The following is a 12,071-nucleotide window of genomic DNA, read 5'->3' on the forward strand; positions in this document are numbered from 1 at the left end:
CAACGGGAGGTCTGGACTTCAAGCGCCAGTGAAAGGCGCGCCAGGCATCCTGCAATCCTGCCCCATGACCAGTCCCATGGTCGGTCTCGGCCGGCCCTCGCCTCGCCGAAACTGATGGCGCCTGATTTGCCGGAAGAAATTCATGCATTTCCGGCATCTGGACGCTCGCGAACCCGGCGCGAAGCCGGACCCGGATGGCAGACCGGCGGACCTTCGAAGGTCCGCCGGTCAAGATATTAACGACGCAGGCCGAGCTTCTCGATCAGCGTCTGGTAACGGGCCTCATCCTTGCGCTTGAGATAGTCAAGCAGGCTGCGGCGCTGCGAAACCAGAGCCAGAAGACCACGGCGGGAATGGTTGTCCTTCTTGTGGTCCTTGAAGTGCTCGGTCAGGTTCTTGATGCGCTCCGAGAGAACGGCAACCTGAACCTCGGGCGAACCCGTATCACCCTTGGCGGTGGCGAACTCGGCAAGCAATTCCTTCTTGCGTTCGGCAGTGATCGACATCGTGTTTTTCCTTTCGATCTGGAGGAAACGAGATGCCCGCAGCCGGGATGTCGTCCAGCAGGGGCCGATGCACATTGCGCCCCGTTGGCACAATGCTGCGGGGCGTATAGTCCAAAACGCGCGAAAAGACCAGCGTTATTGCAAAATGGCTGCCAAAGCCCGCTCAAACGCTGAAAACGCGCCGCGGCTTGAACATGCCAGCCTCGATCGCGCCGATGGCCACCAGCTTGCCGCGCGCGGTGACGCAGGCCTCCTCGGCCTCCACCGGCGCATCGCGGCCGCGGATGATGACGGGATTGCCGAGCCGCACCTTCGTGGCGGCATCGTCGCTCAGCGCCACCTGCGGCAGACAATCGAGCGCCGCGCCGGTGTCGATCAGGAAATCGTCGAGAGCGTGAAAATCGAGGGCAACGCCCGCATTCCTGTCCTCGGCGGAAGGGGCGGCAGCCTCCATGTCCGGCAGCGTGACGAAATCCTCTTCTGTGAAGGGATCGACCTCGACACGGCGCAATGCCGCGATATGGCCATAGCAGCCGAGATCGCGGCCCATGTCGCGCGCCAGCGAGCGGACATAGGTGCCCTTGCCGCATTCGATTTCGAACACGGTATGTCCTTCAGGCGTGGTTTCGACGATGTCGAGCCGGCCGATCTCGATCTCACGCGCCGGAATCTCGACCTTCTCGCCTTCGCGAGCCAGGTCGTAGGCGCGCTCGCCCGCGATCTTGATTGCCGAGAACTGCGGCGGCGTTTGCATGATCACGCCCGTATATTTGGGCAGCAGCGCGCGGATTTCCGCCTCGGTCGGCCGCTTGTCGGAGGTTTCTGTGACCGGGCCTTCAAGGTCGTCGGTCGAGCGCTCCTCGCCCCAGGCGACGGTGAACCGGTAAACCTTGGCGCCATCCATCACATAGGGCACCGTCTTGGTGGCCTCGCCCAGAGCGATCGGGAGCATGCCGGAAGCGAGCGGATCGAGCGTGCCGGCATGTCCCGCCTTCTCGGCCTGGAACAGCCACTTGATCTTGGACACGGCCTCGGTCGAGCCCATGCCGACCGGTTTGTCGAGGATTACCCAGCCGGAAACCGGCCGGCCCTTCTTCTTGCCTCGGCGACCCATCTTACTGTTCCTGCTCCTTGTCGTCGTCGGCATCCAAATCCCGGCTCACTTCGGGGGATTTGAGCAGTTCATTGATCCTGGTGAAGTTGTCGAAGCTCGTATCGAGCCGGAAACGGAATTCGGGCATGTATTTCATCTGCCGCAGCGCCGGCGATACGCGGCCGCGAATGAAACGCGTGTGACGGTTGAGCGCCTCGACCACGGCATTGTCGTCGGGTGCGCCCAGCGGCGAAACGAACGCGGTGGCGATTTTCAGGTCGGGCGACATGCGCACCTCCGAGATCGAGATCACCGTCGCTTCGATCAGATCGTCGCGCACCTCGCCGCGCTGGAGCAACTCGGAAAGGGCATGACGCACCTGCTCGCCGACGCGCAACATACGCTGGGAGGGGCCGGAAGAATGGGAACGTGACATTGTCTGGTGCAATCCTGAATGATCATGGACCGCGGGATCAAACCGCGAGCACAAAACCGGCCGGCCGACGGCGGTGCGAGGCACCACCGTCCAGCAAGCCGGTCAGTTCATTATGCGCGCTTAGAGCGTGCGGGTCACCATCTCGACGCGGAAGCACTCGATGATGTCGCCCTGGCGGATGTCTTCGTAGTTCTGGAAGGCCATACCGCATTCCTGGCCACCCGGCACTTCCGAGACCTCGTCCTTGAAGCGCTTCAGCGTCTTTAGCGTGCCTTCGTGGATGACGACGTTGTCGCGGATCAGGCGTACGCCAGCACCACGCTCCACCTTGCCCTCGGTCACGCGGCAGCCGGCAACCTTGCCGACCTTGGTGATGTGGAACACCTCGAGGATCTCGGCATTGCCGATGAAGGTCTCGCGACGCTCCGGCGACAGCAGGCCCGACATGGCGTCCTTGATGTCATCCACAAGGCTGTAGATGATGCTGTAGTAGCGGATGTCGATGCCCGCAGCTTCGGCTGCCTGGCGCGCCTGCGGATTGGCGCGAACGTTGAAGCCGATGACGACGGCACCGGACGTCTCGGCCAGCGAGATGTCGCTTTCCGTGATACCGCCGGCGCCGGCATGCACGATGCGCGCGCGAACCTCGTCGGTGCCGAGCTTGTCGAGCGCGGCCACGATGGCCTCCACCGAGCCCTGCACGTCGCCCTTGATGACCAGCGGAAATTCCTTCAGGCCGCTGGACTGGAGCTGCGACATCATATGTTCGAGCGAACCGCGCTGACCGGCATGCTTGGCGGCAGCCTTGTCGCGCGCCTTGCGCTGGCGGTATTCGGTGATCTCGCGCGCCCTGGCCTCGTCGTGGACCACAGCGAAGCGGTCGCCCGCCTGCGGCGTGCCCTGAAGGCCAAGGATTTCCACCGGCGTGGAAGGCAGAGCTTCCTTGATATGGTCGCCGCGATCGGTCACCAGCGCACGCACGCGGCCCCATTCGTTGCCGGCCACGACGATGTCGCCGACCAGCAGCGTACCGGTCTGCACCAGTGCAGTGGCGACAGGACCACGGCCCTTGTCGAGCTTGGCCTCGATGATCGCGCCTTCGGCCGTGCGGTTCGGGTTGGCCTGAAGGTCGAGCACCTCCGCTTGCAGAAGCACCGCTTCGAGCAGCTTGTCGAGATTGGTTCCCTTGGTGGCGGAAACCTCGACCTCGAGCACGTCGCCGCCCATCGACTCCACGAAGACTTCGTGCTGCAGAAGCTGCGTGCGCACCTTCTGCGGATCGGCGCTCGGCTTGTCGATCTTGTTGATCGCAACGATGATCGGCACGCCCGCAGCCTTGGCATGGCTGATCGACTCGATCGTCTGCGGCATGACCGAGTCGTCGGCCGCCACCACCAGGATGGCGATATCAGTCACCTGTGCGCCGCGCGCACGCATCGCAGTAAAGGCGGCGTGGCCGGGCGTGTCGATGAAGGTGATTTTCTGGCCGTTCTTCTCGACCTGATAGGCGCCGATATGCTGGGTGATGCCACCGGCCTCGCCCGACACGACATTGGCGTTGCGGATGGCGTCCAGCAGCGAGGTCTTGCCGTGATCGACGTGGCCCATGATGGTGACCACCGGCGGACGCGGCAGCATGTCTTCCGGACGGTCGGCGATGTCGAACAGGCCTTCCTCGATGTCGGATTCGGCAACGCGGCGCACGGTGTGGCCGAATTCGGCCGCGACCAGTTCGGCCGTGTCGGCGTCGATAACGTCGCCCGGCTTGAGGATCTGGCCCTGCTTCATGAAGAACTTCACCACGTCCACGGCGCGCTCGGCCATACGACCGGCAAGCTCCTGAACGGTGATGGTTTCGGGCAGCACGACCTCACGCGAAATCTTCTCGCGCGGCTCCTGATGCATGGCCCGCTTGAACTTCTCCTGGCGGCGACGCATGGCCGACAGCGAACGTGCACGCGCATCACCGTCCTCGGACAGCGCGCTGTTGAGCGTCAGCTTGCCGCGACGGCGATCTTCCTCGCCGCGCGTCTTGGCCGGGCGCGCGACCTCGGGGGTCACAGGGCGCTTGACCGGGATGCCGCTGCGCGGCGACGGCGTGCTCTTGCTCTTGGCCTTCGGCTCCTCGACATCGGCCTCTTCCGCGACCGCGGCCTGCGGGGCGCGGCGGCGGGCATCTTCCTCGGCCCGATGACGAGCTTCGGCCTCGGCCTTCAGGCGCGCTTCTTCCTCTGCCTGACGGCGTGCCGATTCCTCGCGCTCGCGACGGCGACGCTCATCCTCTTCCTGACGGCGCTTGGATTCCTCGGCCGCACGGGCGCGGTCCTCGGCTTCGCGGGCGACGGCGTCCTCCAGCGCACGGCGACGCGCTTCCATCTCGCTCGACGACAGCTCGTTCAGTACCATGCCGGGACGTTCGGAAGGCGGAGCCGGCCGCGGCGCGGGGCGCGGGGCTTCGCGCCGGGCGACCGGAGCAGCAGGCGCGGCCTGTGTCTGAGGCTGAGGCTTGGGTGCTGCCGGCGCGGGGGCGGGCGTGGGCGCAGGAGCGGGCGCGGCGGCGACAGGCTCATGCTTCTCGCCGGGTATGGTGAACTTGCGCTTCTTTGTCTCGACGACGACCGACTTGGTGCGTCCGTGCGAGAAGTTCTGACGCACAGTACCCTGCTCCAGGCCGGGCCGCTTCAACGTCAAAGTCTTCTTCGTGTTGACGCTCAAAGTGTTGTCGTCTCCCGATTTCGTATCGCTCATTCCAAATCCTCTGCGGCCTCATCTTCGTCAGCAATCGCCGCAAACATTGCCCGATCTTCCGAGGATCCGCCCCGGTAACGGTCAAGCGCAACCATGCGCTTCTGCACCGCACGTCCCGCGTCCTGCGCGAGAACGGCTGCATGTATCACATTTGTGCCCCCCAATGCCAAACTCAAATCGGCTTCCGAAAAAAGTTTATAGGCATGGATGGCAGGTCCGCCCGCATAGGCAGTGGCCTTGCGTGCCTGGGTTATCTTGCGCAGACCGTCTTCCGACGCTTCCTCGGCATGCAGGACGAGAAGCGCCTGCCCGCTGCGGACTGCACTGTCGACCTTGGCCGCGCCCAGCGCGACCGCGCCGGCCTTTCGCGCCAACCCCAATGCGCCCAATGCCGTCCTGGCCAGAAGGCCATCCACCATCGCGCCGAGATCCGGCACAACCGTGACATCCTTCCTGAAGGCACGCGCAAAGAGACTCTTACCGGCCGCCTTGTCTACATGTAGGCGATCGGCAGTGACCCAGCAACCACGTCCGGGCAGCTTTCTTTTGAGATCCGGAACGACAGCACCGTCCGGCCCGACGACGAAACGAATCAGATCATCCGGTTCGGCGGTCTTGCGCGTAACGATGCATGTGCGATCGTTCATCTCGTCGGGCGACATATCCTGTTTGATGCGTGGTCACCTCACGCATCCTGGGCTTCGGCGTCGCCTTCTTCGGCGGCAGCCTCTTCCTCGGTGATCCAGCCGGCCTTGAGGCGGGCGGCCACGACCATCTGCTCGGCATCGGCGCGGGTGACGCCGAAGCTTGCCAGAACGCCCGGATAGAACTTGGTCTCGCCGTCCTTGCGCTCCTTCCAGCCGACGAGATCGTCGGCGGCGTAGCCGGCGAAATCCTCGACCGTCTTCACACCATCCTCACCCAGCGCCACAAGCATGGCGGTGGTGATACCCGGCAGTTCGCGCAGTTCGTCGGCAACGCCGAGTTCGAGGCGCTTGGCGTCGTGCTCGGCCTCGATGCGGTCGAGATACTCGCGGGCGCGGGTCTGGATCTCTTCGGCGGTATCCTCGTCGAAGCCGTCGATCGACGAAATCTCGTCGGCATCGACATAGGCCACTTCCTCGACGCTGGTGAAGCCTTCCGAGGCCAGCACCTGGCCGACCATCTCGTCGACATTGAGCGCGTCCATGAACAGGGTCGAACGCTCGGTGAATTCCTTCTGGCGGCGCTCGCTCTCTTCCTGCTCGGTCAGGATATCGATGTCCCAGCCGGTGAGTTGCGAGGCCAGGCGCACATTCTGACCGCGGCGGCCGATGGCCAGCGACAGCTGATCGTCCGGCACCACCACCTCGATGCGCTCGGCATCCTCGTCAAGCACCACCTTGGCGACTTCGGCCGGCTGCAGCGCATTGACGATGAAGGAGGCAGCCGAAGGCGACCACGGAATGATGTCGATCTTCTCGCCCTGCAATTCGCCGACCACGGCCTGCACACGCGAACCGCGCATACCGACGCAGGCGCCCACCGGATCGATGGAGCTGTCGCGGCTGACCACGGCGATCTTGGCGCGCGAGCCCGGATCGCGGGCCACCGACTTGATCTCGATGATGCCGTCGTAGATTTCCGGCACTTCCATGGTGAACAGCTTGGCCATGAACTGCGGATGCGTGCGCGACAGGAAAATCTGCGGGCCGCGCTGTTCGCGGCGCACGTCGTAGACATAGGCACGGACGCGGTCGCCATACTTGTAGTTCTCGCGCGGGATCAGTTCGTCGCGGCGGATGATCGCCTCGCCACGGCCGAGATCGACGATGACATTGCCATATTCCACGCGCTTGACCGTGCCGTTGACGATCTCGCCGATGCGATCCTTGTATTCGTCATACTGCCGGTCGCGCTCGGCCTCGCGCACCTTCTGCACGATGACCTGCTTGGCCGACTGGGCGGCGATGCGGCCGAAATCCATCGGCGGAAGCTGCTCGGCGATGAAGTCGCCGAACTGCGCATCGGGGTTGCGCTCGCGCGCTTCCTGCAGGGAGATCTGCGTCGCGTAATCCTCGACGTTCTCGACCACTTCCATCAGCCGCTGCAGCTTCATCTCGCCCGTCTGCGGGTTGATGTCGGCACGGATGTTGGTTTCCTGGCCGTAGCGGGAGCGCGCCGCCTTCTGGATGGCATCGGCCATGGCGGCGATGACGATCTGCTTGTCGATCGACTTTTCACGCGCGACCGCATCGGCGATCTGCAGCAGTTCAAGTCTGTTCGCACTGACTACCATAATGGTCTCCCTGAACATTGCCGGAGGGCCGGCCGTTCAATCACTCTTCTGTTTCGTTTTCGTCTTCGGCGCTGTCGTCGTCGGGTTCGCCACGACGCTTCTTGGCTTCCTTGCGCGCCTTGTTGTCCTTGCTCAGCGCATCGCGGATCAGGTCGTCGGTCAGGATCAGCCGCGCATCGGCGATCGTCTCGAACGGTATCCGCACCCGCGGCTCCTCGCCATAGGCCGGCTGATCGCGCTCGATCACGACGCCGTCCTCGTCCGATTCGCCGATCCGGCCGCGAAAGCGCTTGCGGTCGGCAACGAGGATCGAGGTCTCCAGCTTGACCAGATGGCCGGCCCATGTCGTGAAATCGGACTTGCGCACCAGCGGACGGTCGATGCCGGGCGACGAAACCTCCAGATGATAGGCTTTATCGATCGGATCGTCGACATCGAGAACGGGCGAGACAGCGCGGCTGACCTCTTCGCAATCCTCGACGGTCATGGTGCCGTCCTCGCGCTCGACCATGATCTGCAGCGTCAGGCCGTTCTGGCCGGACAGGCGCACACGCACGAGCCGGAAATCCATGGCGCGCAGCACCGGCGCGATCATGGCCGCCACGCGCGCATCCACACCGCTTTCGCGGATGATGCGATCATCACCTTCGATATTGGCAGTTTCTTCTGTCATTCCCGACCCAGGCTGGGGCCGGTAACAAAAAAGAGCGGGACCGGATGGACCCACTCTTCGTCATACCGACCAAGAATTTGGAATTTACTTAGCTCAACGACCCGCCATTTTCAAGTCAATACGGTTCGGCCGGCGGTAGAAATGCACCATGAGCGCGCGGCATGGCTGCCCTGCGCGAGCCGCTCTGGCATTTGCGGCCCGCATGCACTATCTATGCTGCAGTGCAACATCCAAAGGAAATCATCATGTCTACCCGCCAGCACCACTCCAGGCTGGGCGAACTCTTCATGCTTCTCGGCAATGCGATCGCTGCCGCCTCGGCGGTTTCACACGGTCGCCAGCCCTATGCCGGCAATCTCCATCGCCTCGGCATCGATCCGGAAGAATTCCGCAGGATCAACCGCTTCTAACAACCAGCCACCGCCGCGCGCGGATCAATCCTCGTCGGCGGCCAATTGCGCCAGCACCTTGCCCTTGCCCCGCGCCCGCAAAATGAGCGGCACGATAACGGCGGCAGCGGCAAGCAACAGCAGCACGATCGCGATCGGCGAGTGCACCAGCACCGTCGGATCGCCCTGGCTGATGGCCAGCGCGCGCCGCAACTGCTGCTCGGCGAGCGGCCCGAGGATCAACCCCACCACCACCGGCGCGATCGGATAGCCGAAGCGCCGCAGCAGGTAGCCGAGCAGGCCGAACGCCAGCAGCATGCCGAGTTCGAAGCTCGACGGATTGGCGCCGACGGTGCCAAGCGTGGCGAACACCAGAATGCCGGCATAAAGCCATGGCTTGGGGATCGACAGCAGCCGCACCCACAGGCCGATCAGCGGCAGATTGAGCACCAGCAGCATCAGGTTGGCCACCAGCAGGCTGGCGATCAATCCCCAGACGAGTTGCGGATTGTTGGCGAAAAGCAGCGGTCCCGGCTGCAACCCGAACTGCTGGAAGCCGGCCAGCATGATCGCCGCCGTCGCGGTCGTCGGCAGGCCAAGCGTCAATAGCGGCACCAGCGTTCCCGCCGCCGAGGCGTTGTTGGCGGCTTCCGGCCCCGCGACGCCCTCGATGGCGCCATTGCCGAATTCTTCCGGCTTGCGGGCAAGCTGTTTTTCCACCGAGTAGGACAGGAAGGTGCCGATCTCGGCGCCGCCGGCCGGCATGGCGCCAATCGGAAAACCGATCGCCGTGCCGCGCAGCCAGGGTTTCCACGAGCGCGACCAATCCTCCCGGCTCATCCAGACCGATCCCTTCACCGGCTCGATCTTCTCGTCGGCGGACCTTTTCGATGCCGCAACCGACAGCGTTTCGCCGACCGCGAACATCGCCACCGCCAGCGTCGTCACCTCGATACCGTCGAGCAGGTCGGGAATGCCGAAGGCAAGCCGCGCCTGACCGGTCTGCAGGTCGATGCCGACGAGACCGAGCGTCAACCCGATGAACAGCGCCGTCAGCCCGCGCAGGGTCGAATCGCCGAAAGCGGCCGAGACGGTCATGAAGGCCAGCACCATCAGCGCGAAATATTCGGCCGGGCCGAAGGACAGCGCAAAGCGCACGATGGTCGGCGCAATCAGCGCAAGTCCCATCGTGGCGATCAGCCCCGCGACGAAGGACCCGATGGCCGAGGTCGCCAGCGCCGGACCGCCACGCCCCTTGCGGGCCATCTTGTTGCCCTCCAGCGCGGTGACGATGGAGGCGCTTTCGCCCGGCGTGTTGAGCAGGATCGAGGTGGTCGAGCCGCCATACATGCCGCCATAATAGATGCCGGCGAACATGATGAGCGAGCCGGCCGGATCGAGCTTGTAGGTGACAGGCAGAAGCAGCGCCACCGTCAGCGCCGGGCCGATGCCGGGCAGCACCCCCACCGCCGTGCCGAGCGTGACGCCGATCAGCGCATAGAGAAGGTTTTGCAGTTCGAAGGCGACCAGAAAACCCTGGCCGAGAAGGAGGAATGTGTCCATGGCCTTGGCTTCAGAGCAGGTTTTCCAGCGGGCCTGCCGGCAGCGAAAGCTGCAGTCCCCTGGAGAAGATGAACCAGATGGCGAGCGAGATCACGATGCCGATGGGCACTGTCTTCCACAACGGCCCGCGACCAAAGCCACGGGCCGTCAGCGCGAACAGAAGCCCGGTGGCGATCGAGAAACCGGCAACCTTCAACAACAGCATCTGAGCCGCCAGCCCGCCGACGATCCAGAGGATCGGCGGGATATTGTCCGCCTCGCGCTCGGGAAAATCGCCGCGCCATGCTTCCACGGCAGTCCATATCGCCAGCACGAACAGCACCGCCGCAATGGCATAGGGAAAGGCGGTCGGCCCGACGCGGGAATAGGAAGCAACCCCGCCCATCGTGGCCGTGTTCCAGGCGATCACGACGGAAATGATCGCCAGTCCGGCTGCAATGGCCAGAGCGCCCATGTCCGGGCGACGCTCCTGCCCCGGCCGGTCGGCTTCGGATGGGCGGGTATCACTCATTTGACGAGACCGATCTCTTTCAGGATCGCGGTGGTGGAATCGATGTCCTGCTTGAGCTGCGCGGCGAACGCATCACCGGCCAGATAGGTGTCGGCCCAGCCCTTGTCGGCCAGGATCTTCTTCCAGGCATCGGACTGCGCCATCTTCTCGACATCGGCTCCGACCGCAGCCTTCTGCTCGTCGCTGAGGCCCGGCGCGGCGGCGACCATGCGCCAGTTCTGGATCGCAACGTCCACGCCGCTCTCCTTGAAGGTCGGCGCATCGATGCCCTCCAGCCGCTCGTCGCTCGAAATGCCGATCAGGCGGAGTTGCCCGGCCTTGATCTGCGACTCGAACTCGCCATAGCCCGAAATGCCGGCCGTGACCTGCCCGCCGAGGATTGCTGCCAGCGCCTCGCCGCCACCGGAAAATGCGATGTAGTTCACCTTGGTCGGATCGACGCCCACGGCCTTGGCGATCAGGCCCGCCGTGATGTGGTCGGTGCCGCCGGCAGAGCCACCACCCCAGGAAACCGAGCCCGGATCGGCCTTCAGCTTCTCGACGAGGCCGGCCATATCCTTGATGTCGGAATTGGCCGGCACCACCAGCGCCTCATATTCGCCGGTGAGACGGGCAATCGGCGTGACCTGATCGAGCGTGACCGGCGAGTTGTTGGTGAGCAGCGCGCCGACCATGACGAAACCGCTGATCATCAACTGTGAAGGGTCGCCCTTGGCGGTGTTGACGAATTGCGCGATGCCGATGGCGCCGCCGGCGCCCGGCACGTTGGTGACCTGCACGCTGTTGGAGATCTTCTCGTCCTGCAGCACCGTCTGCATGGCGCGCGCGGTCTGGTCCCAGCCGCCGCCCGGGGCGGCTGGCGCCATGATCTTGTAATCGGTGGCAGAGGCCTGTGCGGCCGACATCGCGACGACACCCGCCAGGGCGAACAACAATTTGCGCATGAACTTCCTCCCTCTGGGCGACCCGTGGCGTTCCCACGCCGACGTCCGCATTCGATCAACTTTCCTCTGCCCTGCGCAGAGCGAAACCGGCCAATCGAAAACAGATAAGCGTTCGCTGCGACATCTTGTCAACAGCGCCACTCATGGAATTGTGGATGAGGAATTCGCCTCCGGGATCGACCCGCGGGCAGATCTAGGCCGTCACCTTGCGGAAGGTCAGATAAGCCGGACGACGCCCCTCGCGGACCGCCTTGGCCTCGTAGCGCGTGCGGATCCAGCCATCATAGGGCGTGTGCCAGTCGGCCGCGCTTTCGGCCTGCCACTCAAAAGCCGGATGCGCGCCGCAGTGCAGCAGCGTCCAGTTGACATAGGTATCGATGTCGGAGGCGAAGCGAAACTTCGCGTCCTCGGCCATGACGCGCGCGAAGCGGTCGAGATTGGCCCTGCCGACGAAGCGCCGCTTCCAGTGCCGTTTCTTGGGCCAGGGATCGGGATAGAGCAGATCGATACCGGAAATGGAGCCGGCCGGCAGCCAGTCCAGCACGCGCACGGCATCATCGTCATAGACCCGCAGGTTCGGCAGCGGATTTTCCGCAAGCCGCGTCAGCAGGCGCGCCATGCCGTTGACGAAGGGCTCGACACCGATGAAGCCGGTGCCGGGATGCTGCAGCGCCATATGGTAGAGGTGCTCGCCGCCGCCGAAGCCGATTTCCAGCCGCACACCGTCGACGGGCTCGGCAAACAGGGTTCGCGGATCGAGGGGGGCGGGCTCGGCAAGGTCGAGCCCGTATTTCGTCAGGCCGGCCTTCAGCGCGGCGGCCTGCTGCGGGCGGATGGTCTTGCCATGCCGCCGGCCAAAAAAGGCTTCGGTTGAACGGCTGCGCCGTGTTTCAGCGGTCATGGCAAGCATATCCGGTAGTCGTGGCGGCC

Annotated in this window: 12 protein-coding genes; 1 reads left to right on the forward strand and 11 read right to left on the reverse strand. The window is 64.3% G+C overall.

Annotation, left to right across the window (positions count from 1 at the left end; translation table 11 throughout):
* Nucleotides 1-236 precede the first annotated feature (236 nt).
* The 7 genes from rpsO to rimP form a co-directional block, all read right to left on the reverse strand.
* Nucleotides 237-581: a 30S ribosomal protein S15 gene (gene rpsO / locus C7441_RS15685; RefSeq protein ID WP_280110090.1), complete on the reverse strand. Its 345-nt coding sequence runs from the start codon at nt 579-581 to the stop codon at nt 237-239.
* An 88-nt stretch (nt 582-669) separates the two neighbouring features.
* On the reverse strand, nt 670-1,620 hold the full coding sequence (gene truB / locus C7441_RS15690) for a tRNA pseudouridine(55) synthase TruB (protein ID WP_109613695.1): 951 nt from the start codon (nt 1,618-1,620) through the stop codon (nt 670-672).
* Nucleotide 1,621: 1 nt separating this feature from the next.
* The gene (rbfA, locus tag C7441_RS15695) at nt 1,622-2,035 is read right to left on the reverse strand and encodes a 30S ribosome-binding factor RbfA (protein WP_026060480.1); all 414 of its coding nucleotides are present in this window, start codon (nt 2,033-2,035) and stop codon (nt 1,622-1,624) included.
* 120 nt (nt 2,036-2,155) lie between these two features.
* Entirely contained in the window at nt 2,156-4,783 is a 2,628-nt protein-coding gene (gene infB / locus C7441_RS15700; protein ID WP_109613696.1) for a translation initiation factor IF-2, read from the reverse strand.
* On the reverse strand, nt 4,780-5,445 hold the full coding sequence (locus tag C7441_RS15705; RefSeq protein ID WP_210205665.1) for an RNA-binding protein: 666 nt from the start codon (nt 5,443-5,445) through the stop codon (nt 4,780-4,782). The genes infB and C7441_RS15705 overlap by 4 nt, the downstream gene beginning before the upstream one ends.
* A gap of 23 nt (nt 5,446-5,468) precedes the next feature.
* Nucleotides 5,469-7,061, reverse strand: coding sequence for a transcription termination factor NusA (gene nusA / locus C7441_RS15710; RefSeq protein ID WP_026060334.1), 1,593 nt, complete (start codon nt 7,059-7,061; stop codon nt 5,469-5,471).
* A gap of 40 nt (nt 7,062-7,101) precedes the next feature.
* On the reverse strand, nt 7,102-7,734 hold the full coding sequence (gene rimP, locus C7441_RS15715) for a ribosome maturation factor RimP (RefSeq protein WP_109613697.1): 633 nt from the start codon (nt 7,732-7,734) through the stop codon (nt 7,102-7,104).
* Between the two features lie 245 nt (nt 7,735-7,979).
* On the opposite strand from rimP, the gene C7441_RS24095 reads away from it, so the two are divergent.
* Nucleotides 7,980-8,144, forward strand: a complete 165-nt coding sequence (locus C7441_RS24095) for a hypothetical protein (protein ID WP_170125152.1) — start codon at nt 7,980-7,982, stop codon at nt 8,142-8,144.
* A gap of 24 nt (nt 8,145-8,168) precedes the next feature.
* Here the strand turns inward: C7441_RS24095 and C7441_RS15725 are convergent, their stop codons facing one another.
* From C7441_RS15725 to trmB, 4 genes are all read right to left on the reverse strand, one after another.
* Nucleotides 8,169-9,686, reverse strand: coding sequence for a tripartite tricarboxylate transporter permease (locus C7441_RS15725; RefSeq protein ID WP_109613699.1), 1,518 nt, complete (start codon nt 9,684-9,686; stop codon nt 8,169-8,171).
* Nucleotides 9,687-9,696: 10 nt separating this feature from the next.
* Nucleotides 9,697-10,197: a tripartite tricarboxylate transporter TctB family protein gene (locus C7441_RS15730; protein WP_026060335.1), complete on the reverse strand. Its 501-nt coding sequence runs from the start codon at nt 10,195-10,197 to the stop codon at nt 9,697-9,699.
* The gene (locus C7441_RS15735; RefSeq protein ID WP_019171860.1) at nt 10,194-11,141 is read right to left on the reverse strand and encodes a Bug family tripartite tricarboxylate transporter substrate binding protein; all 948 of its coding nucleotides are present in this window, start codon (nt 11,139-11,141) and stop codon (nt 10,194-10,196) included. Before C7441_RS15735 ends, C7441_RS15730 begins: the two co-directional genes overlap by 4 nt.
* 193 nt (nt 11,142-11,334) lie before the next feature.
* Nucleotides 11,335-12,042: a tRNA (guanine(46)-N(7))-methyltransferase TrmB gene (gene trmB / locus C7441_RS15740; RefSeq protein WP_109613700.1), complete on the reverse strand. Its 708-nt coding sequence runs from the start codon at nt 12,040-12,042 to the stop codon at nt 11,335-11,337.
* Nucleotides 12,043-12,071: the final 29 nt, after the last annotated feature.

It is taken from the genome of Pseudaminobacter salicylatoxidans (genome assembly GCF_003148475.1).
GTDB classification, from domain to species: Bacteria; Pseudomonadota; Alphaproteobacteria; order Rhizobiales; family Rhizobiaceae; genus Pseudaminobacter; species Pseudaminobacter salicylatoxidans.